The organism is Nonomuraea sp. NPDC049714 (genome assembly GCF_044465295.1).
Taxonomy (GTDB): Bacteria; Actinomycetota; Actinomycetes; order Streptosporangiales; family Streptosporangiaceae; genus Nonomuraea.
Genome location: NZ_JBITLM010000008.1, coordinates 368,730 through 384,662, shown reverse-complemented (window position 1 = coordinate 384,662; position 15,933 = coordinate 368,730). Strand labels below are relative to the sequence as shown.

At 68.5% G+C, this 15,933-nt stretch carries 14 protein-coding genes; 7 read left to right on the top strand and 7 right to left on the bottom strand.

All coding sequences use genetic code 11. The annotated features are described in order from the left end of the window. Position 1 precedes the first annotated feature (1 nt). Both ACIBQX_RS30515 and ACIBQX_RS30510 read right to left on the bottom strand, forming a co-directional pair. The gene (locus ACIBQX_RS30515) at positions 2 to 715 is read right to left on the bottom strand and encodes a maleylpyruvate isomerase family mycothiol-dependent enzyme (protein WP_397010479.1); all 714 of its coding nucleotides are present in this window, start codon (positions 713 to 715) and stop codon (positions 2 to 4) included. A gap of 119 nt (positions 716 to 834) precedes the next feature. Beyond that, positions 835 to 1,581 carry a hypothetical protein gene (locus tag ACIBQX_RS30510; RefSeq protein WP_397010477.1) on the bottom strand — a complete coding sequence of 249 codons (747 nt, stop codon included), beginning with the start codon at positions 1,579 to 1,581 and terminating at the stop codon, positions 835 to 837. A 189-nt stretch (positions 1,582 to 1,770) separates the two neighbouring features. Between ACIBQX_RS30510 and ACIBQX_RS30505 the strand changes: the two genes are divergently transcribed. Next, on the top strand, positions 1,771 to 2,643 hold the full coding sequence (locus tag ACIBQX_RS30505) for a sugar kinase (RefSeq protein WP_397010475.1): 873 nt from the start codon (positions 1,771 to 1,773) through the stop codon (positions 2,641 to 2,643). An 18-nt stretch (positions 2,644 to 2,661) separates the two neighbouring features. Here ACIBQX_RS30505 and ACIBQX_RS30500 read toward each other — a convergent pair whose 3' ends face one another. Next, the gene (locus tag ACIBQX_RS30500) at positions 2,662 to 5,916 is read right to left on the bottom strand and encodes a discoidin domain-containing protein (RefSeq protein ID WP_397010473.1); all 3,255 of its coding nucleotides are present in this window, start codon (positions 5,914 to 5,916) and stop codon (positions 2,662 to 2,664) included. A gap of 231 nt (positions 5,917 to 6,147) precedes the next feature. Here ACIBQX_RS30500 and ACIBQX_RS30495 point away from each other — a divergent pair, with 231 nt between their 5' ends. The 5 genes from ACIBQX_RS30495 (at position 6,148) to ACIBQX_RS30475 (ending at position 11,896) form a co-directional block, all read left to right on the top strand. Continuing rightward, positions 6,148 to 7,140, top strand: a complete 993-nt coding sequence (locus ACIBQX_RS30495) for a LacI family DNA-binding transcriptional regulator (protein WP_397010471.1) — start codon at positions 6,148 to 6,150, stop codon at positions 7,138 to 7,140. A gap of 94 nt (positions 7,141 to 7,234) precedes the next feature. Next, entirely contained in the window at positions 7,235 to 8,578 is a 1,344-nt protein-coding gene (locus tag ACIBQX_RS30490; RefSeq protein ID WP_397010469.1) for an ABC transporter substrate-binding protein, read from the top strand. Between the two features lie 5 nt (positions 8,579 to 8,583). After that, entirely contained in the window at positions 8,584 to 9,450 is an 867-nt protein-coding gene (locus tag ACIBQX_RS30485; RefSeq protein WP_397010467.1) for a carbohydrate ABC transporter permease, read from the top strand. Next, positions 9,447 to 10,379 carry a carbohydrate ABC transporter permease gene (locus ACIBQX_RS30480; protein WP_397010465.1) on the top strand — a complete coding sequence of 311 codons (933 nt, stop codon included), beginning with the start codon at positions 9,447 to 9,449 and terminating at the stop codon, positions 10,377 to 10,379. The genes ACIBQX_RS30485 and ACIBQX_RS30480 overlap by 4 nt, the downstream gene beginning before the upstream one ends. Before the next feature lie 2 nt (positions 10,380 to 10,381). Further along, positions 10,382 to 11,896, top strand: a complete 1,515-nt coding sequence (locus ACIBQX_RS30475; RefSeq protein WP_397010463.1) for a glycoside hydrolase family 13 protein — start codon at positions 10,382 to 10,384, stop codon at positions 11,894 to 11,896. Between the two features lie 94 nt (positions 11,897 to 11,990). Here the strand turns inward: ACIBQX_RS30475 and ACIBQX_RS30470 are convergent, their stop codons facing one another. Both ACIBQX_RS30470 and ACIBQX_RS30465 read right to left on the bottom strand, forming a co-directional pair. Further along, positions 11,991 to 12,812 carry a polysaccharide lyase gene (locus tag ACIBQX_RS30470; RefSeq protein WP_397010461.1) on the bottom strand — a complete coding sequence of 274 codons (822 nt, stop codon included), beginning with the start codon at positions 12,810 to 12,812 and terminating at the stop codon, positions 11,991 to 11,993. Between the two features lie 234 nt (positions 12,813 to 13,046). Continuing rightward, entirely contained in the window at positions 13,047 to 13,451 is a 405-nt protein-coding gene (locus ACIBQX_RS30465; protein WP_397010459.1) for a hypothetical protein, read from the bottom strand. 144 nt (positions 13,452 to 13,595) lie between these two features. Here ACIBQX_RS30465 and ACIBQX_RS30460 point away from each other — a divergent pair, with 144 nt between their 5' ends. After that, positions 13,596 to 14,573, top strand: a complete 978-nt coding sequence (locus tag ACIBQX_RS30460; RefSeq protein WP_397010457.1) for a threonine/serine dehydratase — start codon at positions 13,596 to 13,598, stop codon at positions 14,571 to 14,573. 12 nt (positions 14,574 to 14,585) lie between these two features. On the opposite strand, the gene ACIBQX_RS30455 is transcribed toward ACIBQX_RS30460, so the two are convergent. Together ACIBQX_RS30455 and ACIBQX_RS30450 are read right to left on the bottom strand one after the other, a co-directional pair. Next, entirely contained in the window at positions 14,586 to 14,723 is a 138-nt protein-coding gene (locus tag ACIBQX_RS30455) for a hypothetical protein (RefSeq protein WP_397010456.1), read from the bottom strand. Further along, complete coding sequence (locus ACIBQX_RS30450; protein ID WP_397010454.1) at positions 14,714 to 15,715, bottom strand: magnesium and cobalt transport protein CorA; 1,002 nt, start codon at positions 15,713 to 15,715, stop codon at positions 14,714 to 14,716. The genes ACIBQX_RS30455 and ACIBQX_RS30450 overlap by 10 nt, the downstream gene beginning before the upstream one ends. Positions 15,716 to 15,933: the final 218 nt, after the last annotated feature.

Below are 15,933 nucleotides of genomic sequence, written 5' to 3'. Positions count from 1 at the left end.
GTCAGGCCAGACAGCGCAGGGCCGAGACGAGCCGCGGATCCAGCGGGTGGCCTTCGGGCAGGCGGCCCACCGTCGCCTCGACGAACTCCGGCGGCGACAGCGACGCGCTCACCCCGCCGGCCGACACCCAGATCTGCTCGGCGGTCTGCTCCACCTGCGCCTTGGACTCGCTCTCGGCCAGCGCGAACCGCCCGATCGCGGTCCGCCAGCGCGTACGGTCCTCAGCCTCTTCGTCGGAGACGGGAGCGCCCACGTCGTCGGCGTGGGTGGCGTACTCGGAGTCGTAGTGAAAGGCCTGCCTGCCCACCGGGTAGGGGCCGGCCATGGTCTCCAGCGACGCGTCCGGGCCGAGCTCGCGCATGCGGCGGCGGGTGTCGCCGTTCTTGGCGCGCCACTCCCGCAGGACCTCCTCGACCGGCACGTCGCGACGCTGCCGTACGCACCACTCGTTGAAGTCGTTGTAGCCGCTGATGCCCTCCCGCTCCATCAGGGAGAACAGGTCCGGCAGGGTGCCGTCGAGGCAGGCCTGGTTGTAGAGCTCCTCGCCCGCCAGGTGGCCGAGCACGTCGCGGACCGACCAGCCGGCGGCCCGGGAAGGACGCTGCCAGCCGTCGGCGTCGAGGCCGGCGAAGAAGCGGTCGAGCCTGGCCGCCTCGGCGTCGAAGATGTCGAACGGGTCGAACCGGTCGAGTTCGTGCAGCACGTCGTCACCCATGGTGCGGACGCTACCCCCGGGACGCCGCCTCTCACGGAGAAGCCTCTGGAGAACCCTCCGGAGTTGCCTCCGGAGACGGCGAAGGCCCGGCCGACGGCCGGGCCCTCACTCAGGGTTGACTAGCGGCGCCAGCTGTAGACGCGCACGTAGTCGCTGCGGCTGGACGTGTCGTCCGTCCGCCAGCTGCCCTTGTACACGGCCTTGTAGCTGCCGCTCTTCCACGCGCGGGTCTGGGCGTAGAACTTGCCACGACGGTCGGTCCTGTCGGAGTCGACCCACTTCCAGCCACTGGAGCCGTTGGCCCGGTAGTAGATGGAGACGTTGGCGTGGCTCAGGGTGTCCCAGCGCCTGCCGTCCTCGACCAGGAGGCGGCCGGAGAAGCGGACCGTCCGGCCCTTGAAGGTCTTGGACGGCGACGCCTCGAAGCCGATGATCCGCGTGTCGTCCTTGGACCTGCGCTTCTGGACGTCCACGGAGAAGAACGACGAGTCCTCGGCGACCCGCTTGCCGTCCTTGTCGAAGGCGACGGCGGTGGCCCGCCACTTGCCCTCGTAGTCGCGGTAGTTGAACGGCACCGAGAAGCGCCAGTCCTCCAGCGGCTTGACTTCCTTGGCCGCCATGGTCCGCGCGTTGCGGGTGGCCGGTGAGACGGTGAGCTCGACCTTCTCGACGTCCGAGGTCGCGTTGACCTTGAAGTTGGCGGTCGTCTCACCGCGCCACTCGACCTCGACCGGGTTCGGCGAGATGTCGACGATCTCGACCTCAGGGTCGGCCGTGGTGGTGGTGCTGGCGGTGGCGACGCCACCGGACATCAACATTGTTCCGCCGGCCAGGGCGGAGATGATTCCTACAGCGAGCTTACGCATGAGGGTGCTGATTCCTCTCCCCGTATCGCTTTGGAGTCGGCCCGGGATGGCCGAACCCTTTACTGCTTAGAGCCACAGTATGGGGAAAAGGTTGTCTAAAGTTGTGGGAAAGATTGGATCACGGCCGTTACCTGCACTGTCGCCGCAAAAAAATTTTGATGTGACCTTGACCGACTACAGTCTGTGTCCATGATCGACGTCTACACCCTGGGCGAGGCGCTCGGGGTCGTGTCCAGCGGCCGTGTCCGGCACGAACATGAGGCCAGACTCGACGTCTGCGGCCCCGAATTCACCCTCGCCGTCGCCCTGGCCAGACTCGGCCATACCTGTGCCTACCTGGGCAAAGTAGGGGCCGACGAGCTGGGCGCGCGGGTGCTGACCGTGCTGCGGGGCGAGGGCGTCGACGTGGCCGACATGCGGGTGACGCAGGGTGGTCGTACCGGCCTGGTGTTGCGTGACACGCGGGTGGGTCTGGACCCGCGCACCACCCATTTCCGCGCCGGCTCGGCCGGGTCGGCGCTGACTCCCGGGAACGTGCCGATCGACCGGATCGGGGCGTCGAAGATGCTGCATGTCTCCGGCGTCACGGCGGCGCTCGGCCGGGACCCGCTGGAGGCGGTGCGGTCGGCGGTGAGCGCGGCCAGGAACGCCGAGGTGATGATCTCCTTCGCCGTCGACTACCGGCCCGAGCTGTGGGAATCGGTCCGCGAGGCCGAGGAGGCGCTGACCGAGCTGGCCTGCGACTCCCACCTGCTCTTCGTCCACCAGGACGAGCTGGACCTGGTCAAGCCCGCGCTCACGCCCGAGCGCGAGGTCGTGGTGGACCGCGGCGCGAAGGGCGCGAGCGTACGGTCGGACCGCATGCGCTACGACGCGCCGGGCCCGCAGGTGCCGGTGGTGGACACCTCCGGTTCGGCGGAGGCGTTCGTGGCCGGGTACATCAGCGCGGCCCTGGACGGGCTGACCCCGCCCGAGCGCCTGCACCGCGGGACGCTGCTGAGCGCCGCCGCGGTGACCAGCGCGAGTGACTGGCAGGGGCTGCCCACCAGGGCCGAGCTCTAGTCGCGTTTCAGGCGAGCTCTAGTCGATGTCGAGCGTGAAGGTCGAGGTGGTGTTCCTGATGTCCTGCGCGTTGCCGCTGAACCGCAGGCCGGTGAAGGTGGCCGAGCCGACCGCCGGGCCCTGGCCGGTCTCGGGCATCTCGTTGACCCAGATGCCGAAGCCGGACTTGGCGTCGAAGGCGTCGCCGCTCTTGCGCGCCCCGCTGATGGAGACGTTGTCGAAGACGGTGTCCGTCACCGGGTTCAGCGGCCGGCCGCCGGTGTCGTATCCCGTCTGGAACATGATCCCCGAGTACGTCGGGTCCACGATGTCCAGGTCGCTGACCCGGATGCCCTGGAACACCTTCGACGCCGAGAACACCCACAGCGCCGGGAAGGTCTGCGCCCCCCAGAAGTGCCCGCCGGCCCTGACGAGGGAGATGTTCTCGAACCGGGTGGGCGGGTCGGCGCCGAAGCCGTGCATCGGGATCCCGAAGTCCAGCGAGCTGATCGTGATGCCGGAGTAGACCAGCGTGTCGGCTACGTAGATGTTCCTGAAGACGTTGTCGTAGCCGCCGTAGACGGCCACGCCCGCGGCTCGCCAGGTGAGCAGCGAGGTGAGGTTCTCGTAGACGTTGCCGTGCTGCTCGCCCTGGTTGTTGTCGATGGCGGAGAACAGCGCGAAGCTGTCGTCGCCGGTCGATCTGGTCTCGATGTCGGAGACCAGGTTGCCGGTGCTGCCGTTGGTCATGTTGAGCCCGTCGGCGAACACGTTCCGGATCCGCGAGTTCTTGATGACCATGTCGTCGGTGTTGGTGCCCCAGTACATGCAGACCTGGTGCTCCACCCACAGGTCGTCGATCGTGATGTCCGACACGTTGCTGAAGTCGAAGACCTTGCCCGGCCCGTTGATGCGCGAGGTGTAGTTGCCGAAGTAGGCGAAGCTCGCATAGGTAGAGCCGTTGGCCGACGCCTCGGTACGGAACCCCACGTCGGTGTTGGCCTGCCCGGCGGGCGCGCGGAAGCGGGTGTACCACGGGCCGGCCCCGACGATCCTGACGGCCTTGCCGTACACCTGGAACTTGTTCGCCGTCTGATAGTCGCCCGGGGGCAGGTAGACGCCGGTGAGCGCGCTGTCCTGGCGCGCACGGTCGAGCGCCTCCTGTACGTCCTGGTGGGTGAATCCGTCCGGTACGGCATAGCGTGCCGGGTCCGGGTTGGCCAGCGGCGCGACCTGCTCGAAGTTGACGAAGTCGATGGTGTAGGTGGAGGTGTTGGCCGCGTCCTTCTGCAACTTGATCCTGCTGCCCGCCGGGACGGTGGCGTTCAGCATGATGTTGGCCTCGTCGTAGATGGCCCGGGGCGGGCCGGAGGAGGGATCGTTGTTCGGCTCCGCCTCCGGGCCGTACAGCCAGGCGTGGCGCGAGGTCAGGGGTATGGCCTTGTGGAAGACGCCGTCGACGTAGACGTTCAGGGTGGAGTCGATGCCGCCGCCGCCCGGCGCGTCCGGGATGGAGAATCTGGTGACCAGCGTGTTCGTGCTGGCGCGGGTGGTGAACTCGACGTAGGAGCCGGTGCCGCCGAGCGTCACCGCACGGCGTCCGGACGCCTCGCCCGCCAGGTCGCCGACGGTCCGGTTCGGGCCGAGGCGGGTGGCGCCGCCGCCGACCGTGGCGTCCTCGGCCTCGTACATGTCGTACGGCATGCTCGCGCCGCGGCCGACGAAGAGCGGCTGCGTGCTGGTGTTGTTGTCCCGTTTGACCGGCAGTTCCTCAGGGTCGGCGGCGAGCACCACCTTGACCGTGTGCCGGCCGTCGGCGGCGGTCCAGGTGCCGAGATCGACCGGTGCGCTGGTGGCGCCGGTGGCGAGCACGCCGCCGGTGGCGCCGGTGAGGGTCCGCACGACGTCGCCGGACTGGTTCGTCACGGTGAGCGTGATGCCGTGGGAGCCGCCGCTGCTGGCCCGCGTGCCCTGGTTCCTGACGGCCACGGAGAAGGTCACGGTGTCGCCCCGGGCGGGGTTGCTCGGGGTCCAGGCCACGGGGGCGGCGACCAGGTCGGCGGTGTCGACGGGCCGTACGCTCAGGGTGCCGGAGGCGGTGTTGTTGGTCTCGTCCTGCTCGAAGATCTCCTCGTCCTCGTCCACCTTGGCGCTGACCGCGTAGGCGGCGGCGTCCCGCGTGCCGACGTCGGCGGAGACGGTGGCCGAGGCGCCGGGGGCCAGTGCGCCGACGTCCGCGCTGCCGGCCTGGTCGTCGCCCAGGTAGAAGGCGACGGAGGTGGCGGCCGAGGCGGCGGTGCCGGTGTTCCTGACCGTGGCCGACAGCTCGATCTCGTCGGTCTCGGTGGGTGCGGCCGGGGTCGAGGCCAGCCCGGTGACGGTCAGGTCCGGGTTGTCCGCCGGGGCGCCGAAGACCTGGAACTCGGCCACCTGCCCGCCCGGCGCGCCGGAGTTGGCGGTGATTCGCAGCCGCACGTCGGCGGCCGTGGCGGTGACCGGGATGGTCACGGTGTTCCCGGAGGCGGGGTCGAAGGTGTACGTGGCCTGCGGGACGAGGGTGGTGAAGTCGCTGTCGCCCTGGTCGCGGCCGAGCACCTGGACGGTCTGCGTGCGCCTGGCCCAGGCGGGGGCCGGGTTCAGCTTGAGTACCACCGAGGTGAGGTCGGCGTTGGCGCCGAGTCGCACGGTCAGCGTGTTCGGGTAGGCGGCGCCTTCCCAGTAGGTGTCCAGGTCGTTGTCGTTGGCCTGGGCCGCCACGTAGGTGTGGGTGTGGGAGGAGGCGTCGATCTGCTTGCCGATCGCCAGGTTCGCCCCCGGTTCCGGATTCGTGCCGCTGTCGCCGTACACCTCGAACTCCGAGAGCTGGCCGGCGGGCCAGCCGGTGTTGGCGGTGAACCGCAGGCGGACGTAGCGGGCGCTCGCGCTCACGGCGATCGTGGCGGTGGGGGCGAAGGTGTAGGTGGCCGAGGGCTTGATCGTGGTGAAGGCCGTGCCGTCGGTGCTGCCCTCGACGCTCAGTGTCTGCGTCCTGCCGGGCCAGCCGGTGGGCAGTCTGAGGGTGAGGCCGTCGATGGTGGCGGTGGCGCCCAGGTCCACCTGGACCCATTGGGGGAAGGCGTTGTTCGGAGACTCCCAGTAGGTGGCCTGGTCGCCGTCGGTGACGTTGGCGGCCCGGTAGACGTCGGCGTGGCCGCTGGCGATGGCGGTCCGGCCCGCCGCGAGGTTGCTGTCGGCCGCGGCGGGGGCGGCGAGGACGGAGATGACCAAGGTGAGGGCGGCTAAGAGTGCTCTCATGGGGGGGTTGCCCTTCGAAGAAGTGCGGTTGGGCGCACCATAAGATGTCCAGCAGAACTCAGCAATATTTGGACGATATTGCGCAAGTAATTGACTGACAGCTGCGGCCATTCGGTCGTCTTCGGTCCTGGTCAAGGACCATGCCGTACATCTCCCGCCCCGCGCAACGCCTGCTGTCGAATCAACGTAAGCGGTTGCAAGCGTTTGCGCATTCTGTCGTATAGTTTGCGCATGACGCGACGACTCGCAGACGTGGCCAAGAAGGTCGGGGTGAGCGAGGCGACCGTGAGCCGCGTGCTCAACGCCAAGCCAGGGGTGTCCGACGCCACCCGTGAGGCCGTGCTGACGGCGCTCGACGTGCTCGGCTACGAGCGCCCCACCCAGTTGCGCGGCGACCGTGCCCGCCTGGTCGGCCTGGTGCTGCCCGAGCTGCAGAACCCGATCTTCCCCGCCTTCGCCGAGGTGGTCGGCGGCGCCCTGGCCCAGCAGGGGTTCACCTCCGTGCTCTGCACCAGGACCGTCGGCGGCGTGTCCGAGGCCGACTACGTGGACCTGCTGCTGCAGCAGCAGGTCAGCGGCGTGGTGTTCGCCGGCGGCCTGTACGCCCAGGCGGACGCCGCGCACGGGCACTACGAGCTGCTGCACGAGCGCAAGCTGCCGGCGGTGCTGGTCAACGCCGCAGTGGAGCGCCTGGAGTTCCCGCAGGTGTCGTGCGATGACGTGGTGGCCGCCGAGATGGCGCTGGGCCACCTCCGGGCGCTGGGCCACGAGCGCGTCGGCATGGTGCTGGGCCCCAAGGACCACATGCCGTCACGGCGCAAGCTGGCGACCTTCCTGGCCGAGGGGGGTGACCCCGAGCTGGTCGAGCACACCATGTTCGCGCTCGAAGGCGGGCACGCCGCGGCGACCCGGCTGCTCAGGCGCGGCGTGACCGCGGTGATCTGCGCCAGCGACCTGCTCGCGCTCGGCACGATACGGGCCACCCGCCGCGCGGGGCTGAGCGTGCCCGGCGACGTGTCGGTGATCGGCTTCGACGACTCCGCCCTGATGAACTGCACGGACCCGCCGCTGACCACGGTCCGCCAGCCGATCGACGCGATGGGCCGGGCCGCGGTCGACCTGCTGGTGGCCCAGATCGACAAGGCCGCGGTGTCGGCGGACGAGCTGCTCTTCGAGCCGGAGCTGGTCGTCCGGGCCTCCACCGCGAGGGTCCGCGCCTCGTAACTCAGTCGTTATCTTGCAATAGTCCGTCCAAATCTTGCGGACTTCCGTTGGCGATCCTATGGTGTGGGCACCTCGCATCAGAAGGGTCAGATCAATGAAGAGATCCACAGGACTCTTAGTCGTCACCGCGCTCGGCCTGTCCGCCTGTGGGTCGGGAGAGCCCGCCACGCCCTCGGCCGGTGAGGCCGAGCAGGTGACGATCACGGTCGCCTGCCAGCCCGCCAAGTCGGCGCCCAAGGAGCGCCAGGCGTGGGACGACGACGTGGCGACCTTCATGAAGGCGCATCCCGGCGTGACCGTGAAGAGCACCGACCAGCAGCCGTGCTTCGACCCCAAGACGTTCGGGCCGAAGCTGGCCGGCGGCCAGATGGAGACCGTCTTCGTGGTGCCCGTCACCAACTACGCCGACGTGATCGCCAAGGGCCAGGCCCTGGACATCACGGCGTACACCGGCGAGATCAAGAACTGGAACGACCTCCGCTCCGACGTGCGCGAGCTGGTCACCAAGGACGGCAAGATCTACGGCGTCCCGAACGTGCACTACGGCGTCGGCCTGGTCTACAACCGCAAGCTCTTCACCGAGGCCGGCCTCGACCCCAACACACCCCCCACGACCTGGGCCGAGATCCGCGAGGCCGCCAAGAAGATCGCCGGGCTCGGCGCCGGCCACGTCGGCTACGGCGAGTACTCCGGCGGCAACACCGGCGGCTGGCACTTCACCCAGGCCATCTACGGCCGCGGCGGCAGCATCCTGACCCCCGACGACAAGCAGGCCGCCTTCAACTCACCCGAAGGCAAGGCCGTCCTGCAGACCCTGCACGACATGCGCTGGACCGACAACAGCATGGGCAACAAACTCCTGGTCGGCTGGGAGTCGCTGATGATGGCCATGGGCAGCGGCAAGGTCGGCATGATGCTCGGCGCCCCCGACGTGGTCACCGACGTGGTCAACAAGTTCAAGGGCAACGTCGCCGACTACGGCATCACCGGCTTCCCCGAGGCCAAGGCGTCGCTCAGCGGCGGTGAGGCGTTCATGGTCAACCCGAAGGCCACGCCCGCCGAGGCGAAGGCCGGGCTCCAGTGGCTCGACTTCCGCTACAACACCGTCGGCAAGGGCCGCTTCGACTTCGCCCGCGGCAAGACCATCGGCAACCCCGTCGGCGTGCCCGACAACGACGTCTACGGCGACTCGGCCACCGGCAAGGCCATCCAGGCCGACCGCAAGGCCAACGCCTCGCTCCCGGTCGAGAACTACGAGCCGTACGTCCAGGCCGCCGCCACCATCCCGCCGAAGGCCGAGCCGCCGCACGCGCAGGAGCTCTACGCCATCCTCGACGTGGTCATGTCGGGCGTGCTCAGCCGTAAGGACGCCGACATCGACAAGCTGCTCGCCGACGCCGAGACCAAGGCGAACGCCGTGCTGGCCGCCAAGGGCTGACCTGTATGCCGGTTCTGAGGCGCAATCTGACGGCCTACGGGTTCCTGTGCGCGGCGCTGCTCTGCTTCGCGGTGTTCGCCTGGTACCCGATGGCCAGGGAGTTCATCCTGAGCTTCCAGTCGACCAACCTGATCGACCCGCCCACCTGGGTGGGGCTGGACAACTTCGGCTACGCCGTCAGCGACCCGGCCTTCGCCGACGCCTGGCTGGCCACCCTGCAGTTCACGTTCCTCGCGCTGGTCTGCGGCTACGTCGTGCCGTTCGCCGTCGCCCTCGTGCTGAACGAGTTGCGCCACGCCCGGGCGTACCTCAGGTTCGTGGTCTACCTTCCGGTCATGCTGCCGCCGATCGTCGCGGTGCTGCTGTTCAGGTGGTTCTTCGACCCTGGGCCCGGGCTGTTCAACCAGATCCTGGGCTTCTTCCAGCTGCCCGGCCTGGCCTGGCTGGACTCCCCGACCACCGCCCTGATCTCCCTGGTCATCGTCTCGACCTGGATGAACATGGGCAGTGCCACGCTCATCTACCTCGCCGCCCTGCAGAACATCCCGCCGGAGCTGTACGAGGCCGCCGAGCTGGACGGGGCCGGCATCTGGAAACGGATCAGGCACGTCACGATCCCGCAGACCCGGCTCATCCTGCTGCTCATGCTGATGCTCCAGATCGTGGCCACCATGCAGGTCTTCATCGAGCCGTACATGCTCACCGGCGGCGGCCCGGAGAACTCCACCGTCACCGTCGCCTACCTGCTGTTCCAGTACGCCTTCACGTACCAGAACTACGGCGCCGCGGGCGCGCTCGGCATGATGCTCATGATCGTGCTGCTCGCCTTCGCCGCCTTTCAGCTCCGGCTCACCCGGGAGGACAAGACATGATCTCCGTCGGTGCCCGGGCCGGCACCCGGCACGGCAGGGCCAGGCGGAGGCGTGGCAGGCCGATCGAGTCACAGTTCCGTACGATCATCTCCCCGCTCCAGCTGAACAGCCGGTGGGGCAGGCGGATCTACTGGGCCGTGCTGGTCACGGTCGTGGTGAGCTTCACGCTGGTCTTCCTCTTCCCGCTCTATTGGATGATCACCGGCGCCATGAAGACGGGCGAGGAGATCGCCCAGATGCCGCCGACGCTCTTCCCGGCCGAGCCCACCCTGGACGCCTACGTCGAGGCGTGGGACCTGTTCGACCTCGGCACGCTGCTGTGGAACACCGCCTACTACTCCTTCGGCGGCTGGCTGTTCTGCATGGCGGTCGACGTGTCGGCGGCCTACGCGCTGTCGAAGCTGCGGCCGATGTTCGGCGGCGTGATCCTCGGCGCGATGCTGGCCACGCTGATGATCCCGGCCATGGTCGTGCTGATCCCGCTCTACGTCACGGTGGTGGACCTGGGCCTGCTGAACAACCCGTGGGGGCTGTGGTTCCCCGCGGCGGCCAACGGGTTCAACATCTTCCTGCTCAAGCGCTTCTTCGACTCGATCCCCAGGGAGCTGATCGAGGCGGCGCAGATCGACGGCGCCGGCTCGCTGCGGGTGCTGTGGTCGGTGGTGCTGCCGATCTCCCGGCCGATCCTCGGCGTGGTGTCCATCTTCACCATCGTCACCTCCTTCAAGGACTTCGTCTGGCCGCTGCTCGTCATGACCGACAGCGACATGATGACGCTCAGCGTCGGCCTGTCGCAGACCGCGGGCATGGTCACGCAGAACGCCATCATGGGCGGCCTGGTCGTCGCGAGCATTCCGACGATCATCGTTTTCTTCATCTTCCAACGTCACATCATGGCGGGCCTGACCGCCGGATCCATCAAAGGATGAGCATGCCGAACACGTGGTGGCGGGGGGCCGCGATCTACCAGGTCTACCTGCGCAGTTTCGCCGACGGCAACGGCGACGGCGTCGGCGACCTGGCCGGGCTCCGATCCCGCCTGCCCTACCTGAAAGACCTCGGCGCCGACGCCATCTGGCTGAACCCGTGGTATCCGTCGCCGATGGCCGACGGCGGCTACGACGTGGCCGACTACCGCGACATCGAGCCGGTCTTCGGCACTCTCGCCGAGGCGGAATCGTTCATCACCGAGGCCCACGATCTGGACATCAAGGTCATCATCGACGTGGTGCCGAACCACAGCTCCACGGCCAGCGCCTGGTTCCAGGAGGCCCTGACCGACCCGTCGACCCGGGATCGCTTCTGGTTCCGTGACCAGCCGAACGACTGGCAGTCCATCTTCGGCGGCCCCGCCTGGACCCAGGTGCCGGACGGCCAGTGGTACCTGCACCTGTTCGCGCCGGAACAGCCGGACTTCAACTGGGACAATCCGGAGGTGCACGCCGAGTTCGAGGACGTGCTCCGGTTCTGGTTCGAACGCGGCGTCGACGGCGTCCGCATCGACTCGGCGGCCCTGCTGTTGAAGTCGGACACCGCCTACGAGGACCTCGACGGCGTGCACGACGTCTACCGCCGCTGGCGGCAGGTCGCCGACTCCTACGACGAGCGCGTCCTGATCGGCGAGGTATGGCTGCCGGACCAGGAGCGCTTCGCCCGCTACCTGCGCCCCGACGAGCTGCACACCGCCTTCAACTTCGACTTCCTGTCCTGCCCGTGGGACCCCGCCGAGCTGCGCCGGGTCATCGACCTCACCCTCACCACGCACGCCCCCGTCGGCGCCCCGCCGACGTGGGTGCTGTCCAACCACGACGTCACCCGACCGGTGACCAGGTACGGCCGCGCCGACACCAGCTTCGCCCACGGCGGCGCCCTGCACGGCACCCCCTCCGACGCCGAGCTGGGTTACCGCCGCGCTCGGGCCGCCGCCCTGCTGGCGATGGCCCTGCCCGGCGGCCTGTACGTGTACCAGGGGGAGGAGCTGGGTCTGCCGGAGGTCGAGGACCTGCCGGACGACCTGCGCCAGGACCCGATGTACGCTCGCTCCGGCGGCACGAACCCCGGCCGGGACGGCTGCCGGGTGCCGTTGCCCTGGTCGGGTGACGAACCCCCGTTCGGCTTCAGCCCCGGAGCCGCCCAGCCATGGCTGCCCCAGCCGGAGCGCTGGCGCAAACTCTCGGCCGAGGCCCAGCTCGCCGACCTGGACTCCATGCTCAACCTCTACCGAGCCGGGCTGCGACTGCGGCGGGAACTGCTGGGTGACGGGACCTTGCACTGGCTCCCGTACGACCCGGCCGTGCTGGCCTTCACCCGCGACTCCGGCCTGACCTGCGTGACCAACCTGGGACCGGAGGCCGTCCGGCTACCGGCGGGGAAGGTGCTGCTGACCAGCGGTCCGCTGGAGGACGGCGCCCTGCCCCCCGACACCACCGCCTGGCTGGCCGGTTGAGCCAACGGCACGGCCTCGGTCGGGCACGCTACGCGCGTCTCCACCTCGGACCGTGCTGCGCGGGGGAGCCGAGCTCCCCCGCACCCCCTTGTGCCTAGTTCTTCGCGGGGTTGACCGCGTTGAACGACGTGCCCACGGCGACGTTGTCGTGAAAGATCACTCGGTTCTTGACGAGGGTCGGTGCGGTGTTCCATGCGGGCTTGTAGAGCCCCCACTTCAGATAGCCCTTGGTCGTGGCGTCGTCGTTGAAGGTGTTGGCCCCGGTGGCGCTCACCACCTTTTTCCAGCCAGGCGTCTTGTGGGTCTGATGCCAGCCGGTGAGGGCGCCGTCGCTGCCGTGGCTCCACTTGATGTGGAACACGAAGTCGTGCCACCGCCCCACCTGCACGTCGGCCAGGTTGTAGCTGGTCTTCTTGAGGGACGCGGACGTCGAGCAGCGGTTGCCGTCCGAGTTGACGCGCAGTTGGAATGTGCCGGTGGGCTGCACGGTGAGGAACGCGCTGGGCCACTTCTGCGCCTCGCACTTGTCGCGCCACGGCTTCCACTGGAAGACGATCTCCTCCCTGGAGTCCTTCTCCCACGTGCTCGGGATGTAGATGCTGAACCCGTAGTAGGCCGTGGTGCCCGACCTGAAGTGGCCGGCCGTGTTGCGGAGCGTGTGCGATTCCGCCCTGATTCCACCCTCGACCTGCGGATCGCCGTATTTCAGCTGGCTCATGACCGCGTGCTCACCGGTCCGCCCGAGGGAACTGATCCCGAGCGAGTGACTGCAGCATGCGTTGACCTCGAGTGCGGTACCCGAGGAGATCTCGCCGTTCTCGTAGGTGAACCTCAGAGTGTCCGCCGCGGCGCTCGTCGCAGTCGCGGTGCCCGCCGCCGTGGCAGACAGCGTGGCGCAGCCGGCAACCAGTGCCACGCAGGCAGCGCCGAGCCGGTGGTTCCGAGGTCTCACTTAAGCCGCCTTCCGTCGCGTACGTAATGAAGCGTGATCGTAACGACGGGTGGTATGTCCCGGGTATGCCGACCGAGCATGCAGGATGTAGAGATCATCGCCGAACACCGCCGAAATCTGGATCTGCCCGTCCAGGGACTGCACGCAGGCGGCATCGTCACGTCCATCCGCTTGTAGGCGTACCCCAGAAAGGACTGCTCAGGAACGCTCATCAGATCGGCTGAGTTCGTGGTGGGCCCGGAAGTCGAAGAAACGAAGACCGTCGATCACTGTCCCGGACTCGATCTCCCGCAGGGTCCAGGGGTGGGCGGAGTAGTCGTCCATTGCCACGCCTCCGTGTTCGAGCAGGAGCGCGACCACGTGGTGGACCTCCGCGGTGCCGTCGATCCGTCCGGAGACGTCGATCTGCACGGCCCAGGTGGGGTGGTGTCCGACGGCCGCTTCGAGGGCTGCCACGTCCTGGGGATCCCAGTCGGAGAAGAGGTAGCCGGTCCGCTCGTCGTCGATGTCGATGTTGAGGCCGCGCTGTCGGGACAGGTGCCGATCGATGGAGGCGACGGTCTCAGCGCGCTCACCGGCGGGGAACACGAACACGGTGCGCATGGGTCGGAGCGTAGGCCATGCAGCTTCGCGGCGGCCGCATCGGCGATCCTCGTCGAGCAGTTCTTCCAGGACGTTGTCCCGCGAGTGGTGGTTCCGGAGCGGGGGTTAGGCGGGATGGCGCTGTCAGTGGTGAAATCTGGAGTCATGGATGATCCGTTCGTGCTCGACACGCGTCTCCGCCTTGACCGGATCCGCGCGGCTCGCCAGGCGATCGACCCGACATTCCTCGACACACCGCTGTACGAGTGCGACGCGCTGGGCGGCCGGCTCGGCTGCACGGTGAGCATCAAGCTGGAAACGGCGAACCCGGTGCGCAGCTTCAAGGGCCGGGGCACCGAACTCGTCGCGAGCCTGCTGACCGGCCAGGGCCGGGCAGCCGTGGTGTGCGCCAGCGCCGGCAACCTCGGCCAGGCGCTCGCTTGGTCGGGTCGCCGCCGTGGCCTCGACGTGACGGTCGTGGCATCGCGCCGGGCGCCCACCGCCAAGCTTGATCGGATCCGTGCGCTGGGCGCGGAGCTGGAGTTGGTGGAGGGCGACTTCGACACGGCCCGCGAGCGGGCGGCGAGCATCGCGCGACAGCGCGACATCCGCTTGGTCGAGGACAGCCTGGACATCGAGACCTGCGAGGGCGCGGCGACCATCGGCCTGGAACTGGCCAGCGGGGCGCCCTCCTTCGACACCGTCCTGATCGCCCTGGGCGGTGGCGCCATGGCCACCGGCGTGGGTCATGTCCTGAAGACGCTGCTGCCGGCGGTCGAGGTGATCTGCGTACAGCCCCTCGGCGCACCCGCGATGACCCGCTCGTGGCACGAGCGCCGGGTCATCACCACCGACTCCACCGACACCATCGCCGACGGCGTCGCCGGCCGGTGCCCCATCCCGGTGGTCCTGGACGACCTCCTCAAGGTGGCTGACGACGCCGTCCTGGTCCAGGAGGCGTCGATCATCGCCGGCATGCGGATGCTCCTGGAGCACGCGGGGCTCGTCGCCGAACCCTCGGCGGCCCTCGGCGTCGCCGCCGTCCTGGAAGACCCTGACCGGTTCGCCGGACGCCACGTGGTCACCATCGTCTGCGGCAGCAACGTCGACCTGGACGCCTATCAGCGCTGGGTCCGCAGGTAGGTCACCGGCCGCTTACGGGACAGGGCCGGAGCCGTGCGGGTCGAGCAGGATGATGAGCGTCAACAGGGCGATCCAGGCGATGACCGCGGCGAGCAGGAGCTTGCCCGCGGAAGGCCGGTGACGGAAGAAGCCGGGGGTTCTCACAGCCATCCGCTCTTGCGCAGCAGCCGGTGGACGATGAGCGCGGCCACGACCATGACGCCCAGGCTGAAGGGGTAGCCGAGCAGCCAGTGCAGTTCGGGCATGTAGTCGAAGTTCATCCCGTAGATTCCGGCGATCATGGTGGGTACGGCGACGAGGGCGGCCCACGAGGAGATCTTGCGCATGTCGGCGTTCTGCTGCATGGCCGCCGCGCTTTGCTCGCGGCCCACCAGGGCGAGGTGGGCGTTCAGGACGCTGGTGAGCAGTTCGTTGTACTCATCGATCCGGGCGTCCACGCGCAGCAGGTGGTCCAGGACGTCGCGGAACTGCTCCCGGTTGGCCGTGCACAGCTCGACCCGCCCTTTGACGATCTCCTCCAGCACCGGGATCAACGGATCCTGGGCGGTGCGGAACTCCAGCACCTCCCGTTTGAGCGAGTAGATGTCAGCGGTGACGTCGTCGTGTTCGCCGCTGAAGACGCGATGCTCCAGGCCGATGAGGTCGCCCTCGATCTCGTGGGAGAGGCGCGAGTAGGTGTCGACGACCTCGTCGCAGATCGCGTACAGCACCCCCGCCGGGCCGGCGGCCATGAGGTCGGCCTCGGACTCGATGCGGCGGCGCACCCCGCCCAGCGGGTTGGCCTGGCCGTGGCGGACGCTGATGACGAAGTCACGACCCAGGAACAGGTTGATCTCGCCGACCTCGATGTCGGAGGTCTCCTCCACGTACAGCAGCGGCTTGAGCACGATGAACAGGGTGTCGCCGTAACGCTCCAGCTTGGGCCGCTGGTGGGCATGGATGGCGTCCTCCACCGCCAGGGGATGGAGGCTCACCTCGCTGGTGATCAGGTCGAACTCCTCCTGTGTCGGCTCGTGCAGGCCGATCCACAGAAAGCAGTCGCCCCGGTGACGGGCGTCGGTGAACGCGTCACTGATGTCGCCGTCGATGGCCTGGCGCACTCCATCGCAGTAGATCGCCTTGTTCACAATCACATCCGGCATTCTCGCGTACGCAAAAGCCCGCACATGCCCGTAACTGGGGTGAACAGGGCAGGGGGTGCTGGGGATACCTCGGTCGGGCCGTCGTGACGCAATCGGGTTTGCGCGGTGGTAGGGCTGCCCCTACCACCGTGCGGGGGCCGGCTTCATGGAGTCCTCCGCCGTGCGCGGCCAAACTGATCAAGAAAGTTGGCCAAGCGCCCGATTTACTGGAGGATCCC